Source organism: Kitasatospora sp. NPDC088160 (assembly GCF_044741445.1).
GTDB lineage: Bacteria > Actinomycetota > Actinomycetes > Streptomycetales > Streptomycetaceae > Kitasatospora.
Window position 1 is genome coordinate 142,146 of record NZ_JBIUSS010000001.1, and the last position, 20,929, is coordinate 163,074.

Here is a 20,929-nt window from a genome sequence, read left to right on the forward strand (position 1 = left end):
GATCGCGGGGTGCGGCGTCAGTTCGTTGGACGCGGCCTTCCGGGCTCAGGCGCTCGGCCAGAGGATCAGGTCGGGCAGGGCGTGCCGGCGCGGTCGGTCGCCGAGGTCGGCGAGTGCGGTGCGGATGGCCCGGAGGTGTCCGACGGTCAGCTGCAGGGGCGGCTCGTCGGGTTGGTGGGTCGTGCGGATGGGGTAGTCGACGCCGGGGGTGCGGGTCATCTCGATGTGGCAGCCGAGCAGGTGCGTCACCGGGCGGCGTTCGGCGAAGTCGATCAGCCGGTCGACGGTGCGGGTGAAGGCAGGCCAGTCGTCGATGTAGAGGCGGCCCGGGTAGACGGTGTCGCCGGTGAGCAGCAGGCCCGTCCACGGGTCGTAGTAGGTGACGGCCGCCGGGTGGTGGCCCGGGGTGGCCAGGCATTCGAGCACCCGGCCGCCGCCCAGGTCCACCCGCGCGACGGCGTCCGGGTCCTGGTCGAAGCCGAAGTACGGCCAGGCCGTGGCCGGGTCGGCGCCGACCAGGGTCGTCGCGGGCCGGTCGGCGAACTGCCCGTCGCCCGCGACGTGGTCGCCGTGCGGGTGGGTGTGCAGGACGAGCAGTCCGTAGCCGTCGCGGGGGTGGTCGGCGAGCCACTGGTCGATGAGTCCGTCGACCACGGTGCGCAGGGGGAAGTACGCGGCGGAGGCGGTGGCCCCGGTGTCGATCAGGACCGCCCGCTCGCCCCCGAACAGCAGGAACAGGAACGGCGCCTCGTAGTCGACCGCCTTGTTCTGCCGCAGGATGACGGTGTGCTCGTCGTACGCGTGGACCTGGATGTCCGGGTCCGTGTTGTGCTTCGCGGACGGGGACCCGTGGATCCACCGCACGTCGAGCGGACGGGCGATCGGGGCACCGGCGGCCATGACGTCTCCCTCGGTGCGTCGTCTTGGCGGGCCGGGTACGGCGCACATCTCGTCCGGGGCGGTCACCGGCGCGCCGCCACCGGGACGCTAGCACGCCCGGGTGGCGGGACGCCTCGGCCGCCGTCGGTCCGGATGGTCCACCGGGAGTTCTCAGGCACGCCCCAGCAGGTGCGCCAGCCCGTCCGCCAGCCCGCCGCGCCAACAGGCGTAGTCGTGGCCGCCGTTGAACTCGCGGTACGCGAGGTCGTAGCCGCGGGCGGTGAGGACGTCGCGCAGGTGACGGTTCTGCGGGAGCAGCATCCACTCCTGGAGGCCGACCTCGACGTAGAACCGGGCCTCCCGCCTTTGCTCGCGGGCGAATTGGCGGGTCAGCCACTCACTGCCCTCGTCGAACTCGGTCTCGTCCGGCCACCAGAAGGAACCGGACTGACAGAGCGCGCCGCCGAAGCGGTCGGGGCGCCGGAACGCGGCGAAGGCGGCGGTGAGGCCGCCCGCGCTCTGGCCGGCGATCACGGTGGCGGCCGGGTCGGTGGTGGTGCCGAACTCCGCCGCCGCCCAGGGGAGGAGGCGGTCGGCGAGGAGGTCGACGAAGGCCGGGTTGCAGCTGAGGTCGTCGGGTCGGCAGGAGCCCATGGTGTGGACGAGCAGGGCGACGGTGGGCGGGATGGCGCCGTCCGCCGCCAGGTTGTCGAGGGTGTCGCCGACCGACAGCACCTCGCCCCACATCTCGCCGTCCAGCAGCACGGCCACCGCGAACGGCCCGCCACCGGCGGAAGGCCCGCCCCCGGCGGGGAGGTGGACGTCCACCCGCCGCCCGGCCACCTCGTGGGCCACCGTCCGCCCGCGCGGCACGCCGTCGCGCCGCCGGACGTACGGCTGGGCGGGGGCGTCGGGCAGGCTGAGCACGGACGACGGGTGGCGCCCGTCGCGGGCGGGCAGCCGGGGGGCGGCGTCGTGCGGGTCGGGGCGGGCGTGGTCGAGGACGCGCAGCCAGTCCGCCCGGGCGGTGCCGGGGGCGTCCCCCCGGAACGGGTACAGCTGGTAGGACGCCCGGTGGTCGGCGCGCAGCCGGTAGGTGATCGACCAGCGGCCGTCGTCGCGGCGGGTCATCAGGTGCGGGGCGAGGTCGCCGGCGTGCCGGTCCTTGTCGGTGACGGTGTGCAGGAGGGCGAGCACGCCGTCGCACGACGCGTCCTCGTGCACGAAGGTGACCAGGCGGTAGGCGGGGTCGGCCGGATCGGGCTCGACGAGGGGAAGGGTTTCCATCTGCGGTACTCCTCGGGAAGGTTAAGCGGGGGTGCCCTTGCGGCCGAGCAGCACCCAGAGCAGGAAGGGGCCACCGAGGACGGTGGTGACGATGCCGACCGGGATCTCCACCCCGTCGATCAGCACCCGCCCCACGGTGTCGGCGAGCACGACGAGGACGGCGCCGGTCAGTGCCGAGCCGAGGACCGGCACGCGCGCCGGCCCGGCCAGCCGCCCGGCGATCACGGGCGCGGCCAGCGCGACGAAGCCGACCGGCCCGCACACGCCGACGGCCAGCCCGGCCAGCGCGACGGCCAGCAGCAGGCAGCCGAGCCGGACCCGGCCCGGGTCGACGCCCAGCGAGGCGGCCACGCTGTCGTCGAAGCGCAGCACCGCAAGCCGCCGGGCCACCGCCAGCGCGAGCGGCACGAGTACGGCCAGCCCGATCAGGACCGGGGTGGCGACGGCGTAGTCCCGCCCGTTGAGACTGCCGGAGGTCCAGACGTACAGCGAGCCGGCCGAGTTGAGCGAGCGGCGGGCGAGCGCGACCTGGATGACGGCCGAGGCGAGCGCGGACATCGCGAGGCCGACGACCAGCACCCGGTAGCCCTGCGCGCCGAGCCCGCCGGAGACCAGGGTGACGACCAGGACGGCGGCCAGCGCGCCGAGCGGGCCGGCCCACCAGGCGCCGAAGGTGCCGGAGACGGTGGCGGAGATCAGGACGGCGGCGGTGGCACCGTCGTTGACGCCGAGCAGTTCGGGGGTGGCGAGGCGGTTGCGGGCGAGGGTCTGGGTGAGGCAGCCGGCCAGGCCGAGGGCGGCGCCGGCGGCGAGCCCGGCGACGATCCGGCCGAGCCGGAACTTCTGCACCAGCAGCACGTCCAGCCGGTCGCCGTAGCCGAACACGGCCTGGAGGGTGCGGCCGAGGCCGAGTTCGCTCTGCCCGGCGTGGGCGGACACGACGACGACGGCGAGCAGCGCCGCGGCCAGGGCGAGCGAGGCGAGCAGCGCCCGGCGGGGGAGCAGCAGCGACCAGGCGCCGCGCCGCAGCACCAGGTCGGGTTTCGGCGCGGGCGGCTCGGACCGCCGGACGGGGGCGGGCTCGGCCGGGTCGGCCATGCCGAGCGCGGCGGTCCGGCGGGAGCGGACGATCGCGATCAGCGCGGGGGCGCCGACCAGGGAGACGATCACCGACACCGGCGCCTCGAACGGGCGGGCCACCAGCCGGGCCAGCACATCGGCCCCGGTGAGCACGGCGGCACCGAACAGGCCGGCGAGCACGGTGAGTTGCCCGACCCTGGGGCCGGCGACGGCCCGCGCCAGGAACCCGGCGAGCAGACCGAGGAAGGAGATCGGGCCGGCCAGCGCGACGGCCGAGGCGGTCAGCAGGGTGACGGCGAAGGCGACCGCGGCCCGGGTGGCGCCGGGCCGGTGGCCGAGACCGCGGGCGAGGTCGTCGCCGAGCGCGAGCGCGGTGAGCGGCCGGGTGGCGAGCAGGGCGAGCAGGAAGCCCACGCCGAGCACCGGGGCGAGCTGGCGCAGCGTCGTCCAGCCCTCCACCCCGGCCAGCGAGCCCAGCACCCACACCCGGTACCGGTCGTACGCCTCGGGCGAGTTGACGATCAGCACGCCGGTGAGCCCGCCGAAGGTGGCGCCGACCGCCGAGCCGCCGAGCACCAGTCGCATCGGGGACCCGCCCCGGGCACCCGCGATGAGCAGCACCAGCGTGCTGGCGAGCACGGCGCCGCCGAAGGCGAAGGCCAGGTACCCGTACGAGGTCTGGATGCCGAGCACGGCGATGCCGAGCACGACCCCCAGCGAGGCGCCGGCGTTGACGCCGAGCAGTCCGGTCTCGGCGAGCGGGTTGCGGGTGACGGACTGCAACTGCGCCCCGGCGACCCCGAGCGCGGCGCCGACCAGCAGGGCGGTGGCCGTGCGGGGCAGGCGCAGGTCGCCGACGACGAGGGCGAGCCGGCCGTCCGCGCGGGCCCCGTGGCGGTCCAGCAGGTAGTCCAGCACCCGCCCGGGGCCGACCTCCCCGGCGCCGACGGACAGCGAGAGCGCGGCGAGGGCGAGCAGGACCGCGACCGCGCCGAGGGCGATCGGCCAGGCGGCGCGGCGGCCGTCCCCGCGCGGTGGCGTCGGCGGCGGCGGGGCGTCCGGCTCGGTGCGGGACTCCCCGGGGGCGCCCACTTGCGACAATGTCATAAGGTAAGGCTAACCTAATGAGCGCATCGTCCTGTGGGCACCGTCACCGTGCCGGGTCGCCCGGACGCCGCCCAACCCCCGTACCACCGCTGCCCGGAGGCACCCATGCCGTTCGCCCAGAGCCCGCTCCACCCCGTCCGCCGCCGCGCGGCCCGGGCGCTGGCCGTCACCGGGGCGGCCGCCCTCCTGCTCGCCGGGTGCGGCTCCTCCGGGTCCTCCTCCGGATCCTCGGGCTCCGCGGGCGGCTCCTCCGCCGCCGGCAGCCCGGCGGCGGACGCGGCCGGCGGCAAGCGCACCGTCAAGGACGCGACCGGCAAGGCCGTCGAGATCCCCGCCGCGCCCCAGCGGATCGTCACCCTCACCCAGGAGGACCTCGACGCGGTGCTCGCCCTCGGCGTCAAGCCCGTCGGCATCACCAACGGCCAGGGGCTCAACGAGCCGCCCGCCTACCTCAAGGACAAGGTCCAGGGCGTCCCGGTGGTCGGCAACCTGCTGCAGCCCGTGATGGACAAGGTCATCGCCGCCAAGCCCGACCTCATCCTGGCCGGCGACATGCAGGACGAGCAGATGCTCAAGCAGCTGCGCGAGATCACCCCCGCCACCCTCGTCACCATGGCGCCCACCGACGACTGGAAGCTCGCCTTCCGCGGCATCGGAAACGCCGTCAACAAGCTCGACCAGACCAACAAGGTGATCGCCGACTACGAGGCCAAGGCGGCCAAGGCCGGTGGCGACCTCGGCAAGAACAAGGGCGCGGCCGTCTCCATCGTCCGCTGGAACCCGACCGGGCCGAGCTGGATGGAGAAGAAGCAGTTCGCCAGCGGCGTCGCCCTCGACATGGGCCTCACCCGCCCGGCCGCGCAGGACAAGGACGGCAACGCGCACAGCCCGGCGCTCAGCCTGGAGAAGCTCGCCGAGATCGACGGCGACTGGCTGTTCCTGTCCACCCTCACCGACGACGGCAAGACCGCGCTCAAGGACGTCCAGTCCAAGCCCGCCTACCAGGAGCTGGGCGCGGTGAAGAACAAGCACGCCGTCACCGTGGACGGTTCGGTCTGGTCCACCCGCGGCGGGCCGCTCGCGGCCGACGTGGTCATCGGCGACATCGGCAAGGCGCTCGCCGCCTCCTGACCGGTCCGCGTTCGGGCCCGTGCCCGCGTTCGGGCCCTGTTCGGGCTCGTACCCGCGCTCGGGCCCTGTTCGGGCCCGTGCCCGCGTTCGGGCCCGTACCCGGTCGGCCGGCACCTTGCCCGGTCGGCCCGCAGCCCCCTCCAACCGAAGGAACCCTCGATGGAGTTGACGATCCAGGGCCTCACCGCCGGCTACGGCCCCGGCCGCCCGGTGCTCGCCGGCGTCGACCTCACCGTCCCGGCCGGCCGGGTGGTGGCCGTCGTCGGCCCGAACGGCTGCGGCAAGTCCACCCTGCTGCGGGCCGTCGCCCGGCTGCACCGGCCGGACGGCGGGCGGGTGCTGGTCGGCGGCGAGGACGTCTGGCGGCTGCGGCCGCGCCAGGCCGCGCACCGGGTCGCGCTGCTCCCGCAGAGCCCGCAGGCCCCCGAGGCGGTCACCGTCGCCGGACTCGTCCGCTATGGCCGCCACCCGCACCAGGGGCTCTTCCGCCAGTGGTCGGCCGACGACGAGCGGCTCACCGCCGGGGCGCTGCGCGCCACCGGCGTCGAGGAACTCGCCGACCGCCGGCTGGACCGCCTCTCCGGCGGCCAGCGGCAGCGCTGCTGGCTCGCCATGGTGCTCGCCCAGGACGCGCCCGTCGTGCTGCTCGACGAACCCACCAGCGCGCTCGACCTCGGGCACGCCGTCGAGGTGCTGGAACTGGTCCGCGAGGTCGCCGCCGGCGGGCGGACGGTCGTCATGGTGCTCCACGACCTCGCGGCGGCGGCCCGCTACGCCGACCTGGTCGTCGCCCTGCGCGACGGCTCGGTGGTGGCCTGCGGCCCGCCCCGCGAGGTGGTCGACGCACCGCTCGTGCGCGCGCTGTACGACATCGACAGCGACGTGCTCGCCGCCCCCGGGGACGGCGCGCCGGTGATCGTTCCCCGTGCGGCGCCGGTGCGTTGACGATGCGTCAGGCATGACCTGGCGCGCGACGGGAGGCGGGTGGCGGGGCAGGCGGCGTGCCGTCTGCCCCGTTCACTCGTTCGACGGGTTTGCGCCCAGGAAGCCGCGGAGCGGCCTCTCCGGCTGCCGCTTTGTCAGTGGGCCTCGCTACGTTCCTCGCATCGCTGACCGGCAGGTGGGAGGAGACGTCCGTGGCATGGGTGGAAACAGGCGCGGGAGGGTACCGCGTCGCGCTCGACGGGGAGGGCAAGGTGGTCTGCCGCAACGCGGCGGGCCGCGAGCTGAAGTCCCTGCCGTCGAAGCTCGGTGACGATCCGGTGGTCGTCCAGCTCAGGCAGCTCACCGAGTGGCTGGCCGCGCACGAGCGGCGCTGCCAGGAGGACGTCGAGCGGTGGATGGTGCGCTCGCTGCCGGTGCCCGCCGCCGTGCTGACCGCGGTCTGGGCGGACGAGGCCTGGCAGGCCGTCCTGCGCGACCTGGTGGTCACCGGCTCGGACGGCGCCGTCGCCGGCTTCCTGCGCGGTGCGGACGCCGAGCGCGGGATCGGCCTGGTGGACCTGGACGGCGACACCGTCCGGCTCACCGACGGAGAGATCCTGATACCCCACCCCGTGCTGCTCCCGGACCTCGACGACCTGCGCGAGTTCGCCGTCGAGCTCGGCGTCTCCCAGCGCGTGCCGCAGCTCTACCGGGAGGTCTGGCACCGGCCGGACGAACTGCCGGCCGGCACCGAGGTCACCACCTACGCCGGCGGCCGCTACCGGGAGCTGCGCGAGCTGCTCGGACGCTGCGCCCGGCTCGGCCACCGGGTGCGCGGCGGCTCCGCCGTCCAGCCCGTGGTGGAGGCGGGGCGCACCGTCGAGGCCCGCGTCTGGGTGGGCGACTACTACGAGTACGACGCCTGCGAGACGGGTGCGCTCAGCTGGGCGGGCCCGGACGGCCGGGTGCTGCCGCTCGCCGAGGTCGGCCCGATCGCCTGGTCCGAGGGCATGCGGATGGCCGCCGCACTGTACGCAGGCCGCACCATCGAAGGGGAGGACGCCGCATGACCGCCACCGGACTCGACCAGAGGGCCGTTCAGGACGCCGACCGGGCGGCTGCCCAGGACACCGGGCCGCACGAGCGGCTGCTCGACGCGGGGGCCGTGCTCCCGCCCGGCACCCTGCCCGGCGCCGGCCGCCCCGACAGCGCCGCCGACGTGCTCACCGCCCGCGCCTACACCCACCCCGCGCTCGACGGGCGCCGGATCGTCCGGCTGGTCCCCGGCGCGCTCGGACCGGCCGAGGACCTCGCCGTCGACTTCCTCGGGCTCGTCCCCGACGGCGCGCCCGCCGAGGTCGGCCAGGTCCGCCAGGAGGCGCTCGGCTTCCCCGCCTGGGCGCTGGTCCACGACCCGGCCAACGGGCACCACGCGCTCGCCCTGGTCAAGGAGATGGAACGGCTCTCCCGCCAGGCCCGGTCCAAGCCCGGCACCGCCAAGGACGGGTTCGAGGCGCTGGCCGCCCGTCTCGGCCGCGCCGTGCCGCACTTCCTGCCCACCTTCTGCGAGGAGGTCGGCCGGATCTTCCTCGCCCACGGCAACCAGACCTACGCCGCCAGCTACTTCGGCAAGGCCCGCGAGGCCGAGCGCACCTACCGCCTGACGGTCGACGAGGAGCGGCTGCGCGCCGTCTTCCTGGAGTTCGCCCTGGCCGGCGCGCTCACCGTCAAGTCCCTGCGCCAGTACGTCAAGGAGCTCACCGGGCGGCTCGACGCGCTGACCGCCTGGCAGCGCTTCCGCCAGCTGTGCACCGAGCGCTCCGCCGCCGGCATGGCCCCCTACGCCGGGGTCGCCGAGGACGCCCGCGCGCTGATCAAGGCCGCCGGGCTGGACCGCGCCGAGCACGAACAGGCGCTGCTCGCCGAACTGCTGGCCGCCCCGGGCGTCAACCGGGCGCCCGGCGCGTTCTGGAAGTCCTGGCACGGTTCCCTGACCGAACTCGGCCGGCGCGACCCGGCGGTCCGGGCCCGGCTGCTGGAGCTGATGCCCGACCCGGCCGGCACCGACGCCGCCCTGAACGACACCGCCTGGCTCGGCCTGCTCGCCGAGACCGGGGCCGAGCAGCTGCTCACCGGCCCGCGCCCCGAGGGCGCCGAGGACTCCGAGCCTGCCGCCGCGTGGCTCCGGCGCTGGTGCCACCACCTCGGGCGCGGCTGGCGCTCCCGGCCCAGTTGCGCCGCCACCGTCGCCCTGGCCGGCCGGATGGCCGAGCGGCTGCGGGCCGACGGAGTCCCGGTGGACCTGTACACCGACGTCCGCCGCAGTCAGACCCAACTCGACCTGCTGGACCAACTGCTCGCCGACGGCGTGCCCGTCGCCGACCCGTCGGCCACCCACCGGTTCGACCTCAAGGACTGGGTCGACCAGTGCGGCGCCGACAGCACCGGCCTCGCGGCCGTCGCCGCCGACCCGCGCTTCCGGCCCGCCCTGCGCGCCGCGACCGCGCCCGCCTGGGACACCGCCGTCAAGCGGCAGGTGCCCGCCCTGCCGCTGCTGCGCCGCCTGTTCGAGGAGTGGGCCGAACTCCGGGCCGACGAGCTGACCGCCGCCCGCGGCCTGGCCGGCGCCGCCGACCTGGTGCAGTCGCTGAGCCCGTACCGCACCGCCGTGCGGGCCGTCGCCCCGGACGCCGCCGAGCGGATCGCCGCCCTCGACGTCACCGCCCTGCTCGCCGGGGCGCTCGGCGCCGGCATCCTCGACGAACTCGGCTGGCCCGCCCTGGAAGAGGCCCTGGCCACGCTCGCCGACCCGGCCGACCCGACCGACCCGACCGACCCGACCGACCCGACCGACCCCGCCAAACCCGTGGACCCTGCGGACCCCGAATCCGCCGGGCCGGACTCGGAGTCGCCCGACACCCCCGGCCTCAACGGCGGGCGCCTCACCGGCCTGATCGTCGAGGACGCCTGGCCGCACCTGATCCTCGCCCGCCACGACCAGGCCGTCGTGGTCGGCCCGCAGGGCGTCCTGCTGGAGCACACCCTGCGCCTGCCCCCGGCGAAGGAACGCTGGAACCAGCCCCGGTTGCGCTTCGTCGACGGCGAACTCCTCGTCGCCTGGTACCAGGACGGAAAGCAGCACGCCTACTGGTCCAGCCGGCCCGGGGAGGTCACCGAACTCACCGGCGAGACCATCGCCGGCTACTACTACGGCGACCGGGATCCCGAGCCCCCCTCCCTCCCGCTGCCCGGCGGCGGCCGCACCACCGGCGAACGCCCGCTGCACCCCGGCGACACCCGGATGCCCGGCGAACACCGGGTCCTCGGAGACGGCACCGGCCACTGGACGCTGCGCTACGGCCAGGACGGCGCCGTCCTGCGCGAACTCGACCCGCACACCGGCGCCCTCGGCCGCGCCGCCGAACCACCGGTGATCGCCGCCACCGCGGCCGCAGGCTGGCTGCCCGCTGCTCGCGCCCGACTGCTGCCGCTCCAGCCCGGCCTGGAGCAGACGCCGCTCGGCACCGACGGCACCGTGCTCGGCAGCTGGGTCCGGATCGACCCCGGCCGCGCCGTCACCACCACGACCGCCGACGGACAGGCCATCGTCCTGCCGATCACCGACGGCCACCCGGACCACGTCCCGGTCGGCCGCCTCACCCTCCCCGGCCAGGCCCGACCGGTCGTCACCGAGGCGCAGCGCGGCGGCCTCGCCCTCACCCTGCCCGACCTGGCCACGGACACCGACCGCACCGCCGACCTGCGCCCCTGCCGCCCGGGGGACTTCGCCGCCGCCGGCACCGGGCTCGTCCCCCCGCTCGACCACTGGCACGCCCTGCGGCCCCGCGACGAGGCAGGCTCCCGCGTCCTGCGTGGCGTCGACACCGAGCAGGCCGCCCGCCTGATCGACGCCGCCTGGCCGACCGACAGCCGGCCCGCGCCCGAGGAGGAGCAGCGCTGGATCACCGTCCAGGGCGTCCGGCGCCCGCTCGCCCGCTCCGGTGGCGCCCGCCGCGCCCTGCCCGTTCAGGCGGTCGGCACCGTCCTGCCCGGCATCAGCCACCCGCTGCTGCTCGCCGGGGTCGCCGGGCTCGCCCGCACCGCCGCCGACCTGCTCGACCGGACCGCACGGTTCGTCCCGCAGCCGGAGGCCGAGAAGCCGTCCAAGGCCGAGGCCGCCGAGTACCGGCCCGAGCACGGCCGTGACCACGAACTGCGCGAGGCCGTCACCACCCTCCTGCCCGACGTCGCCTGCTTCGGCCCCAACTGGGGCGACGGAGACCGGTGGCGGGTGCTCACCAACCTGCGCGCCGTCACCGCCGTCCTGGCCGACCCGCCGACCGCCACCGGCGAGGGCTGGAGCACCCCGGCCACCGTCACCCTGCAACACGGCGACACCCACCACGGCTGGCTCCACCTGCTCGGCCGTCTCGACACCCTCGCCTACGCGGTGGCCGCCCCGCTCACCGAACCGGCCCACCGCGCCAGCCTCGTGCTGCTCCTCGGCGAACTGACCGAGGGAGTGCTCGCCGACCGCGGCGCCACCCTGCGCGAGATCGTCCTCGGCGAACCCGCCGACCGCGCCGACCGCCGCCGGCCCGCCGTCCCCCGCGAGGGGCAGGTGCTGCGCCACGGCGACCGCACCGTCGTCATCCTCGGCCACCGCCGGCACCACGAGGGCACGGAGCAGTGGTACGCCGTCGACCACGACCCGAGCGGCGCGTTCGGCCCCGTCGCCCACTTCACCACCGTCAAGGAACGCGGCACCGAGGAGCGGGTCGACGCCGCCTGGATCGCCGCGCTCCGGCAGGCGGCCGTGCTGCACGGCGGCGCCCCCTGGCAGCCCGCCCGTGCCATCGCCTTCGGCGGGCTCACCGGGATCGGTGCCGCCCGCGCCGCCCTGCTGCTCAGCCCGCCGCCCGGGCTCTTCCAGTGGCACAGCGCCGTCCTGTCCGCCGACCGCCTCGCCGAGTACGGCCTCAAGTCCACCGAGGCCAAGGCCGCCCGGGACTGGCTGCGCGGTCGCGACCGGACCGCCCTCACCGACGTCTGGGGCGCCCTGCTGCCCGCCGACCCGAAGACCCTCTGGACGGAGGGCCCCGACGTCGACGCCGGCGCCGCCGCCTGGATCCGGCACTTCGGCCGGCTGGTCACCCTCCCCGAGGCCGCCCAGGCCACCGTCACGGGCGCGCGGATCGAACACATCGAGGCGGTGCTCAACCTCGCACAGACCCCCTGGCTGACCGGCACCACGGCCTTCCGGCTCAGCGACGACGGCGGGTCCACCCCCCAGCTGCTCGCCGAGGACCAGAGCGCCGCACCGGCCTCCGGCGACCTCGGGCACGCCGTCGACGCCCTGCGCTGGCTCGCCTACCACCTGCCCGCCGACAGCCCGCTGCGCCCGCTGCTGCCCGCGGCCGCCGCCGCGCTGCGAAGCCGCCTCGCCGACCCCGACCTGCTGCTCGACCTCCACCTCGTCCACACCACCAAGGGCGCCTCGATGTCGGCCGTCCTGCGCACCCACTTCGGCCTGCCGGCCGCGGGCGGAGTCGACCCGAACGGACTGGTCGACTGCGGCCCGGCCCTCGTCCTGACGCCCTACCACGGCGAGTACGAGCGGGTCTGGCTGCGCCCGGCCGGGCTCACCGGCCCCGACGACCCGGTGCTCGAACTGCTCGGCGGGCTGGGCGCCAGCTACTGGCTGGAAACCGAGCGGGGCGCCATCGAGGCCGTCCTGCGCGGCGAAGTGGAGCGTCTGGCGGCCTCCGCCGCCGGCCCCGCCGCCGCGGCCGGTGACGCCGCGGCCTGGCTACAGCACCCGCAGCTCACCGTCCCCGACCTGGTCGCCGAGGCGGCCCGGGCCCACGGCCTCGGCGAGGACGCCGCGGTGCTCTACCTCCAACTGCTGGCCCTGCCCGACCCCACCGACCGCAACATCGCCCGCTGGACGGGCTGGAAGCCGGCCAGGCTCAAGCGCGCCCGCGCCGAACTCGCCGCCACCGACCTGGTGCTGGAGGCCAAGCGGGCCCGGGCCGGCCGCACCCTCTTCCTGCCCGGCGGCTGGCAGGAGGCCAAGGCCCCCGCCCTGCCCGCCGAGACCTGGAAGGCCGCGCTCTACGAACTGCCCACCCACCGCGTCTCGCTGCCCTACCTGCCCGTCCCGGAGCTGTTCGCCCGGGCCTGGCAGCGGACCCTCGACGGCGACGCCCCCGGCTACGAAGAGCTCCAGACCAGCAAGCGCAGGAAGGCCCGCCGATGAGCGCCACGCCGACGAACAGCATGCCGACCAACAGCACACCGACGGGCAGCACACCGGGGAGTGCCGACGCCGCCCCCGCGAGCCGGCAAATCATCCCGCCCGAGGAGAAGCACGCCGCCGAACTGGAGTTCCTGGCCGCGTACGACACCGGCCCGCGCCCGCCCGGCTGGCGGCTCACCCCGCGCGCCGTCGTCACCTTCGTCATGGGCAGCGACGGCGAGAAGCTCAAGGCCGGCCGCCGCGGCCTCGCCATCGAGCAGAAGTTCGTCGGCGAGCGCGCCCTCGTCGAACGCTGCGTCGTCACCCTCGCCGGGGAGCGCGGCCTGCTGCTCGTCGGCGAGCCCGGCACCGCCAAGTCCATGCTCTCCGAACTGCTCGCCGCCGCCGTCTGCGGCACCAGCGCGCTCACCGTCCAGGGCACCGCCGGCACCACCGAGGACCAGCTCAAGTACGGCTGGAACTATGCCCTCCTGCTCGCCAAGGGGCCCAGCCGGGACGCCCTGGTGCCCTCCCCGGTGCTCACCGCGATGACCGGCGGGGCGGTGGCCCGCGTTGAGGAGGTGACCCGCTGCCTGCCCGAGGTGCAGGACGCGCTGGTCTCCCTGCTCTCCGAACGGCGGGTCGCCGTTCCAGAGTTGGCCGGCACCCCGGACGGACAACTGCACGCCGCCGCCGGTTTCACCCTGATCGCCACCGCCAACCTGAGGGACAAGGGCGTCAGCGAGATGTCCGCGGCGCTCAAGCGGCGGTTCAACTTCGAGACGGTCGGCCCGATCGCCAGCCTCGCCGCCGAGGTCGAACTCGTCCGCCGGCAGTCGACCGTCGCCGTCGCCCGCGCCGGAGCCACCTACGCGGTGGACGACGCCGTCCTGGAGGCCCTCGTCACCGCCTTCCGCGACCTGCGCACCGGCCGCTCCACCGAAGGCTGGGACGTCGAGCGCCCGTCCACCGTGATGAGCACCGCGGAAGCCGTCTCGGTCGCCACCGCGCTCGGTGTCACCGCCGCCTACCTGCCCGACGGCGGCGACCTGCTCGGCCGCCTCCCCGGCCAGCTCATCGGCGTCGTGCGCAAGGACGACCCGGCCGACGCCGCCCGGCTGCTCGGCTACTGGGACGGACCGGTCCGCCGGCGCGCCGAACAGGGCGCCGGCACCTGGCGCACCCTGTGGGACCTCCGCTCGGCCCTGGAGGCATGAGGCCATGACCAGCACGGTGACGCCCGCCCCGGCCGGCCCTGATCGCCAGGCCGGCCGCGACCGCCAGGACGGCCCCGCCCGTCCGCTCGGTCCTGACCACCTGGACGGCCTGGACGGCTTGGACGACCCGCGCCAGGCCGTCCGGGCCGCGGCCGACCAACTGGCGGCCTCCGGCACCGGCCGGCCCGGGCCCTACCTGATCGGCGTGCGGCACCACGCGCCGTCGCTCAGCGCGGTCCTCCCCGCGCTGCTCGACGCCGCCAAGCCCGAGGTGGTGCTGGTCGAACTCCCCGCCGAGTTCCAGCCCTGGCTCGGCTGGCTGGCGGACGAGGCCACCCAGGCCCCCGTCGCCCTCGCGGCCGCCCCGGCCGGCCGCGAGGGCGGTCGGGGCACCGCGGCCGATTCCGGCCCCGGCCGGCTCGCCTTCTACCCGTTCGCCGACTTCTCCCCGGAGCTGGTCGCCCTGCGCTGGGCCCGGCGCAACGGCGTCGAGACACTCGCCTGCGACCTCCCGCTCGCCCACCGCACCACACTCCACGGGGAACAACAGCCCGTCGCCGACGCCCCGGGCACCCCCGGCGTCGCCGACGCGCTGCGCCACCGCCTCACCGGGCGCGCCTTTGACGACGACCTGTGGGACCGCCTCGTCGAGACCGCAGCCCCCGGTTCCACCCCCGACGCCGTCCGGCGCGCCGCCCTGCTGGTCGGCTGGGCGCTGCGCCGCGACGCCGAGACCGGCTCCGGCGTCGACCCGTACGACCTGCGGCGCGAAGCCTGGATGCGGGCCCGGATCCGGGCCGCGGCGGCCGACGGGCGCCGGGTCGCCGTCGTCGTCGGTGCCTTCCACGCGCCCGCCCTGCTCGACGGGCCCGCCGCCACCGAGGAACCGCCGCACCCGGACGACCTCGGGCACGCCCTCTCCCTGATCCCCTACACGTACCCGCTGCTCGACGCCCGCTCCGGCTATCCGGCGGGCATCCGCGATCCCGAGTGGCAGCACACCGTCCTCGACGCCGGCGGCGACCCCGACCGCCTCACCCTGGCCCTCACCACCACCGCCGTCCGGATCTGCGAGGCACTGCGCAGCCAGGACCACCCCTCCGGCCCGGCCGACGCCCGCGAGATCGTCCGCCTCGCCGGAGACCTCGCCCGCCTGCGCGGCCACGCGGCCCCCGGCCGCGGCGAACTCGTCGAAGCCGTCCAGACCGTCCTCGCCCAAGGCGAACCCCTCGGCCGCGGCCGGGCCGTCGCCCGGGCGCTCGAACGCGTCCTGGTCGGCACCCGAACCGGCCGCGCCACCCCCGCGGCCCCGCGCAGCGGGCTCGCCCCCGCCGTCGAAACCCTCCTCGCCGACCTCGGCCTCCCCGGCCCCGCCGACCCCGAGCCCCGCGAACTCCGCCTCGACCCGCTGCGCACCCCCCTCGACCGCCGCCGCGAGATCCTCCTCCACCGCCTCACCACCTGCGGGGTCCCCTACGCCGACCCCGTCACCACCACCGGCGCGGGCGGCACCGAAACCATCGGCACGCGCTGGAGCCTCCACTGGACCCCGGCCACTGCCGCGATGCTCACCGTCGCGGGCACCCGGGGCGTCACTCTCGCGCAGGCCGCCGAAGGCACCCTGCGCGAACGCCTCCGCCGAGAACAGCAGGCCGACGGTCCCACCGCCCGCGAGGTCCTCCAAGGCCTCACCGACGCGGCCGCCTGCGGCCTCCCGGCCCTCGCCGACACCCGCCTCACCCAACTCGCCGCCGTCCTCCCGTCCTCCGGCACCCTCCCCGAACTCCTCGACGCCCTGGCCCTCCTCGACCGCCTCGCCGCCGGCCACCTCCCGGGATACCCCTCACCCGACACCCCCGACGGCTCCGCACCGTTGCCCGATGCACCCGATGCACCCGATGCACCCGATGCACCCGATGCACCCGATGCACCCGATGCGGGCGGGTCGTCGGCCGTGCGGGCGGGGCGGTTGGGGGCGGTGGGCGAGGTGTTGACCGTGGCGGCCGTACGGCAGCTGGAGGGGCTGGGCGGGTCGGACGATCCGGCGGATGCGCGGGCACTGGTGGAGCTGGCGCGGCGGGCGGACCTGGACGGCGGGTTGCGGCTGGGGCACGTGCTGGCCGAACTCGCGGACCGGGGGAGTCCGTTGGTGCGAGGTGCGGTCGGAGCGGTGCGGGTGCTGCTGGGCCGGGAGCGGGCGGAGGTGCTGGGCGGGCGGGCGGCTTCGTGGGTGGACGGGGCGACCGGTCCGGAGGCCCGGCACGCGCTCGGTCGGGGGCTGGTCGGCCTGCTGACGGCGGCGGAGGGGCTGTTCGCCGCCGCACCGGAGGCGCTGGAGCCCGTGCTGGAGCGGATCACCTCGCTGCCCGACGCCGCCTTCCTGGACCGGCTGCCGGCGCTGCGCGGCGGCTTCGACACGCTCAGTCCGGCCGCCCGGGACCGGTTGCTGGTCCTGGTCGAGGAACGTCTGGGCACCCGGCTCGCGAGCCTGCCCGAGGACGTCCCACCGGCGGTGGTGGCCGGCTGGGTCCGCGCGGATCTGGCCGCCCGCGCGGCGCTGGCCCGGCGCGGCCTGCTGCCGGCGCCCGGGGACGACCCGGTGCCCGAGCCTCCGCACCACGTCGGCCCTCTCCCTTCCGCACCTGTCGCCACGCGGCACGCCCTCGCCCCGGCCGAGCGCTGGCGGCTGCTCCTCGGTCGCCCCGGCAGCGGCCTGAACGGGCGTTGCGCCCGACTCGCCACCGCCCTGGACGAGTTGTACGGCAGCGGGCGAGGCGAGGGCTCCGGCCCGGGCCTGGACGGGCGGTCCGGGCGAGGAGGCCGCGAGGCGCCCTTTCCGGGGGTGCGGGAGTGGGCCGAGGAACTGTCGGCGCTGTTCGGGCCGGGCGTTCGGGAGGAGGTGCTGGCGGCCGCCGTGGCGCAGGGCCGGACGGACGTCCTGGAGGCGATCGAGCCGGGCGCCGTCCGCCCGTCGGTCGACTTGCTGCGCACGGTGTTGGAGCATGCGGGCGGCCTGCCGGAGGCGAGGGTGGCGCGGCTGCGTCCGCTGGTGCGGCGTCTGGTGGACGAGCTGACGCGCGCGTTGGCGACCAGGCTGCGTCCGGCGCTGACCGGGATCAGCGTGCCGCGTCCGACGCGTCGGCCGGGTGGCGGACTGGACCTGGAGCGGACCATTCGCGCCAATCTCGCCACGGCCCGCCCGTCGGGGGACGGCGGCACGCTCATCGTGCCCGAGCGCCCGGTGTTCCGGACCAGGGCCCGGCAGTCGGCCGACTGGCGGCTGATCCTGGTCGTGGACGTCTCCGGGTCGATGGAGGCGTCGACGGTCTGGGCGGCGCTGACGGCGTCGATCCTGGCCGGGGTGCCTTCGCTGAGCACCCACTTCGTGGCGTTCTCCACCGAGATCGTCGACCTGACCGAGCGGGTGGAGGATCCGCTGAGTGTGCTGCTGGAGGTGCGGATCGGTGGTGGCACCAGCATCGCGGGCGGCCTGCGGTACGCGCGGAAGCTGGTGACGGTGCCGTCCCGGACGCTGGTCGTGGTGGTCAGCGACTTCGAGGAGGGCGGTCCGGTGGGCGGGCTGCTGGCCCAGACCCGGGCACTGGTGGATTCCGGTGTGCACCTGCTCGGTTGCGCGGCGCTGGACGACACGGGGACGGCCCGCTATTCGAAGGCGGTCGCGGGCCAGCTGGTCGCGGCCGGCATGCCCGTGGCGGCGTTGAGTCCGCTGGAACTGGCCCGCTGGGTGGGGGAGAAGGTGCGATGAGTGTGACGGAGCGGACGAGCGGCTGGCCGGTGGTCCGGCCGGAGGTGGTCGCGGAGGTGGTGGCCGGGTTGAGCGCCCGGCTGCAGAAGCGGCTGGACGGTGCGGCGGCGAAGCTGGCGGAGCGGCCGGTGATCCGTTGCGGCGACGAGTGGCGGGTGGAGGTGGACGAGGAGACGGCGCTCGTGCTGCACGCCCCGGGCGCGGTGGTCGCGGATGCGGCCGACGTGCGCTGCGGCTGCCTGCTGGCCCCGGCCTGCGTGCACCGGGCCGCTGCGGTCACGCTCTGCCCGTTGGCCGAACTGGCCGAACTGGCCGAGGAGACCGAGGAGACCGAGGAGACCGAGGAGGTCACGCCGACCGAGGCCGCCCCAGCGTCCTCGGAGGAGGCGCAGCCCGAGGCCGGGCCCACCCCGGTGGAGGTGGCGGCGGCCCATCATCTCCACCGAGCCGGGTGTGCCGTGCTGGCCGCCGGGGTGAGCGGCGCGGGGGCGGTCGCGCAGGCCGAGCTGCTGCGGGCGGCCCACCGGGCGCGGCTGGCGGGGTTGTACCGCCCGGCCGTGGCGGCGGTCGCGGTGGTGACGAGGGTGCGCGCGGCCCGGTCCGGGGCGCCGGACCACCGGCTGGCGGACCTGGTGGCCGGTCTGCGTGAGCTGCTGGACCTGACCACCGCTCTGAGCACCGGCTGCGGCCCGGTCTCCGAGCTGCGCGGCACCGCCCGCCAGGCGTACGGCGAGGAGGGCGGGTTGCGGCTGTACGGGCTCTTCGCCGAGCCGGTGCTGACGGCCACGCATGCGGGAGTGGTGAGTTGGGCGGTGGACGCCGGGGGGCGGCTCAGCACGGTGGCCGAGGTGATGCCGCACGGTGATGCGGCGGACGCGGCCCCGCAGGCGGTCGGTGCGGGCAACCGGACGGTCCGGCTGGGGGAGGCCCCGCTCAGCCACCGGGAGTTCAGCCGCGCCGGGCTGGCCGTCCAGGGCGCCACCCGGTCCGCCGCCGGGCGGCTGGGCGCGGGTGCTTCCGTCCGGGCGGTTCGGGCGGCGGGCGCGGCGTGGACGGCGGAGCCGGTGGCCGCGCTCTGGGCCGAACCGGCGGCCGCCCAGGTGGCGCGGGTGCTCGCGGCGGAGCCGCTGCCGTACGAGGGCCGTCCGGCCGGGAGCGACCTGCTGTTCCTGGACGTGACTCTGCTGGGCCCGGCTCCGGCCGGCCCGGGCGGGGCGCCGAGGCTGCTGGCGCGCTGCGAGGGCGGTGCCGACGGCGCCGACGGCGGCGACGGCGGCTTGGTGGTCGGTCTGTGCACGGGGCACGAGCACCCGGGGCTGGCCTTCCGGGCGAACCTCGCACTGCTCGCCACCGCGCCCGGCCTGCGGCTGCGGGTGATCGGCCGTCTGGAGCGATCGGACCGGCCGGAGCTTCGCCTGCTCGCGATCGGTACACCCCCGGAGCCCTCGATGGCCCCCGAGATCCCCGGCCTTCCCTCGCTCGCCGTCCCCGCGGACCGGGCCGACCGGGTCAATCTCGGCCTCGAACGCCTCCAGACCGCCGACCTCCGGACCGCCGACCAGCGGACCGCCGCACCCGCCGATGCCGGGCCCGGCTTCCCGGCCGGTCTCCCGAACGAGGCCCCTTACGGTCCACCCGTCCACGTGCTCGGCCGCCGGGTCGAGCAGGCGGTCACCACGGGGCGCCACGCCCTGGCCCCGAGCGCGGCCACGGCGGCCGCCGACGGGAGCCTGCTGCGCGCCGCCGGGCTGGTGACGGCCGCCGAGCTCCTGGACGCCCTGCGGGCCGCCGCGGCCGACCGGCGCCGCGACGTGTTCGGCCGGGTGGTCCCGGACGACCACGACGCCTTCGCTGGGTCCTGGCTGGCGGCCGCCTGCTACACGGAGGAGCTGGCCGCCGCGCTCTGCGCCGCCGCCTGGGCCGGGGAGCCCGCTCTGGACCGGCATCGGGGGGAGGTATAAGGAAAAGTATTTGCATAGACAGCTAATCCGCGTCAGCTGGCATACTTGTCGCAGGGAAGACGTCGCGAGACGTGCAGGGACGTGGAAGGGAAGGCGAGCTATGGGTATCCGCGACGACGCGGCCGAGGTCCGGGCCCGTGGCTGGCGAACTCTCGCCGCGCTGCACGGGCTGATCGACGCGGCGCTGGAGAAGGCGCTGCAGGCGGAGCACCGGCTCTCGGTGGTCGAGTACACGGTGCTGGACGCCCTGTCGCGGCAGGACGGGTGGCACATGCGGATGCAGCAGCTGGCCCGCGCCGCGGCGCTGAGCAGCAGCGCGACGACCCGCCTGGTGACCAGGCTGGAGGACCGTGGGCTGCTCAGCCGCTACCTCTGCGCCGACGACCGGCGCGGGATCTACACCGAGCTGACGCCGGAGGGCCGCACCCTGCTGACGTCCGCCCGCCCGGTGCACGACGCCACCCTGGAGGCGACGCTGGCGCAGGCCGCCGAGGTGCCGGAGCTGGCACCGCTGGTCCACGCGCTCTCCGGACTCGACGACCCGGCCGGGCTCACCGGCCGCACTCCGGCCAACGCCTGAACCCTGGCCAACGCCTGAACCCCGGCCCTGACCTGACCCCCGACCCCGACCTGGCCCCCGACCCCGACCCCGACCCCGACATCAAGGTCGGCGCCGGCCCCGGCAAGCCGACAAGCCCGTACGGACCGGACGCTCAACGCCGCCCGGCGGACAGGGCGTTGCGGTGCACCTGGTCGAGCAAGGCGAGCAGCAGCTCCTTGCTGGACGCCCGTTCCCGCACGTCGCAGAGCACGATCGGGACCTCGGGGTCGAGGTCGAGGGCGCGCCGGACGTCCTCGGGGCTGGCGTCGCGGCGGCCGTGGAAGCAGTTGACGCCGATCGCGAACGGGATGCCGCGCTGCTCGAAGAAGTCCACGGCGGCGAAGCTGGATTCGAGCCGCCGGGTGTCGGCGAGGACGATCGCCCCGAGGGCGCCGAGCGCGAGGTCGTCCCACATGAACCAGAACCGGAACTGGCCGGGTGTGCCGAACAGGTAGAGCACCAGGTCCTCGCGGACGGTGATCCGGCCGAAGTCCATCGCCACGGTGGTGGTGGACTTGCCCTGGACGCCGTCGAGGCTGTCGACCCCGATGCTGGCGCGGGTCATCCGCTCCTCGGTCTGCAGCGGTTCGATCTCGCTGACCGAGCCGACCATGGTGGTCTTGCCGACGCCGAAGCCGCCGGCGACGAGGATCTTGACCGCGCCCGGCACCAGGCTCTGGGTCGTCAATTCGGTTCTCCTGGAGTGGGACTGAGAGGTGCGGGGCGGTCGGGTCCGCA

At 76.1% G+C, this 20,929-nt stretch carries 12 protein-coding genes and 1 riboswitch; of the genes, 8 read left to right on the forward strand and 4 right to left on the reverse strand.

Going from position 1 to position 20,929, the window contains the following annotated elements; genetic code table 11:
* Nucleotides 1-45 precede the first annotated feature (45 nt).
* From ACIOGZ_RS00570 to fhuB, 3 genes are all read right to left on the reverse strand, one after another.
* A complete protein-coding gene (locus ACIOGZ_RS00570) occupies nucleotides 46-900 on the reverse strand; it encodes an MBL fold metallo-hydrolase (protein WP_363579575.1) in 855 nt (284 codons plus the stop codon).
* 12 nt (nucleotides 901-912) lie between these two features.
* Nucleotides 913-973: riboswitch (guanidine-III (ykkC-III) riboswitch) on the reverse strand.
* Between the two features lie 77 nt (nucleotides 974-1,050).
* Nucleotides 1,051-2,166, reverse strand: a complete 1,116-nt coding sequence (gene fes / locus ACIOGZ_RS00575; RefSeq protein ID WP_400984195.1) for an enterochelin esterase — start codon at nucleotides 2,164-2,166, stop codon at nucleotides 1,051-1,053.
* Between the two features lie 21 nt (nucleotides 2,167-2,187).
* Nucleotides 2,188-4,353 carry a Fe(3+)-hydroxamate ABC transporter permease FhuB gene (gene fhuB / locus ACIOGZ_RS00580; protein WP_363579572.1) on the reverse strand — a complete coding sequence of 722 codons (2,166 nt, stop codon included), beginning with the start codon at nucleotides 4,351-4,353 and terminating at the stop codon, nucleotides 2,188-2,190.
* A 105-nt stretch (nucleotides 4,354-4,458) separates the two neighbouring features.
* On the opposite strand from fhuB, the gene ACIOGZ_RS00585 reads away from it, so the two are divergent.
* The 8 genes from ACIOGZ_RS00585 (at nucleotide 4,459) to ACIOGZ_RS00620 (ending at nucleotide 20,170) form a co-directional block, all read left to right on the forward strand.
* The gene (locus ACIOGZ_RS00585; protein WP_363579571.1) at nucleotides 4,459-5,484 is read left to right on the forward strand and encodes an iron-siderophore ABC transporter substrate-binding protein; all 1,026 of its coding nucleotides are present in this window, start codon (nucleotides 4,459-4,461) and stop codon (nucleotides 5,482-5,484) included.
* A 159-nt stretch (nucleotides 5,485-5,643) separates the two neighbouring features.
* Entirely contained in the window at nucleotides 5,644-6,429 is a 786-nt protein-coding gene (locus ACIOGZ_RS00590; protein ID WP_363579569.1) for an ABC transporter ATP-binding protein, read from the forward strand.
* A 191-nt stretch (nucleotides 6,430-6,620) separates the two neighbouring features.
* Nucleotides 6,621-7,478, forward strand: coding sequence for a DUF4132 domain-containing protein (locus tag ACIOGZ_RS00595; RefSeq protein WP_400804704.1), 858 nt, complete (start codon nucleotides 6,621-6,623; stop codon nucleotides 7,476-7,478).
* Complete coding sequence (locus ACIOGZ_RS00600) at nucleotides 7,475-12,667, forward strand: hypothetical protein (protein ID WP_363579568.1); 5,193 nt, start codon at nucleotides 7,475-7,477, stop codon at nucleotides 12,665-12,667. The genes ACIOGZ_RS00595 and ACIOGZ_RS00600 overlap by 4 nt, the downstream gene beginning before the upstream one ends.
* 20 nt (nucleotides 12,668-12,687) lie before the next feature.
* The gene (locus ACIOGZ_RS00605; protein ID WP_400984480.1) at nucleotides 12,688-13,863 is read left to right on the forward strand and encodes an AAA family ATPase; all 1,176 of its coding nucleotides are present in this window, start codon (nucleotides 12,688-12,690) and stop codon (nucleotides 13,861-13,863) included.
* Nucleotides 13,864-13,867: 4 nt separating this feature from the next.
* On the forward strand, nucleotides 13,868-17,629 hold the full coding sequence (locus ACIOGZ_RS00610; RefSeq protein WP_400984198.1) for a DUF5682 family protein: 3,762 nt from the start codon (nucleotides 13,868-13,870) through the stop codon (nucleotides 17,627-17,629).
* Nucleotides 17,626-19,590 carry a hypothetical protein gene (locus ACIOGZ_RS00615; protein ID WP_363579562.1) on the forward strand — a complete coding sequence of 655 codons (1,965 nt, stop codon included), beginning with the start codon at nucleotides 17,626-17,628 and terminating at the stop codon, nucleotides 19,588-19,590. The genes ACIOGZ_RS00610 and ACIOGZ_RS00615 overlap by 4 nt, the downstream gene beginning before the upstream one ends.
* Nucleotides 19,591-19,690: 100 nt before the next feature.
* Nucleotides 19,691-20,170, forward strand: a complete 480-nt coding sequence (locus ACIOGZ_RS00620) for a MarR family transcriptional regulator (RefSeq protein ID WP_363579560.1) — start codon at nucleotides 19,691-19,693, stop codon at nucleotides 20,168-20,170.
* A gap of 133 nt (nucleotides 20,171-20,303) precedes the next feature.
* Here ACIOGZ_RS00620 and ACIOGZ_RS00625 read toward each other — a convergent pair whose 3' ends face one another.
* Nucleotides 20,304-20,879, reverse strand: a complete 576-nt coding sequence (locus tag ACIOGZ_RS00625; protein ID WP_363579559.1) for an ATP/GTP-binding protein — start codon at nucleotides 20,877-20,879, stop codon at nucleotides 20,304-20,306.
* Nucleotides 20,880-20,929 lie beyond the last annotated feature (50 nt).

Excerpts from the sequence above, each read along its gene's own strand:
- ACIOGZ_RS00570 (WP_363579575.1), bottom strand. The coding sequence starts at position 900 with ATGGCCGCCGGTGCCCCGATCGCCCGTCCGCTCGACGTGCGGTGGATC.
- fes (WP_400984195.1), bottom strand. The coding sequence starts at position 2,166 with ATGGAAACCCTTCCCCTCGTCGAGCCCGATCCGGCCGACCCCGCCTAC.
- fhuB (WP_363579572.1), bottom strand. The coding sequence starts at position 4,353 with ATGACATTGTCGCAAGTGGGCGCCCCCGGGGAGTCCCGCACCGAGCCG.
- ACIOGZ_RS00585 (WP_363579571.1), top strand. The coding sequence starts at position 4,459 with ATGCCGTTCGCCCAGAGCCCGCTCCACCCCGTCCGCCGCCGCGCGGCC.
- ACIOGZ_RS00590 (WP_363579569.1), top strand. The coding sequence starts at position 5,644 with ATGGAGTTGACGATCCAGGGCCTCACCGCCGGCTACGGCCCCGGCCGC.
- ACIOGZ_RS00600 (WP_363579568.1), top strand. The coding sequence starts at position 7,475 with ATGACCGCCACCGGACTCGACCAGAGGGCCGTTCAGGACGCCGACCGG.
- ACIOGZ_RS00605 (WP_400984480.1), top strand. The coding sequence starts at position 12,688 with ATGCCGACCAACAGCACACCGACGGGCAGCACACCGGGGAGTGCCGAC.
- ACIOGZ_RS00610 (WP_400984198.1), top strand. The coding sequence starts at position 13,868 with ATGACCAGCACGGTGACGCCCGCCCCGGCCGGCCCTGATCGCCAGGCC.
- ACIOGZ_RS00615 (WP_363579562.1), top strand. The coding sequence starts at position 17,626 with ATGAGTGTGACGGAGCGGACGAGCGGCTGGCCGGTGGTCCGGCCGGAG.
- ACIOGZ_RS00620 (WP_363579560.1), top strand. The coding sequence starts at position 19,691 with ATGGGTATCCGCGACGACGCGGCCGAGGTCCGGGCCCGTGGCTGGCGA.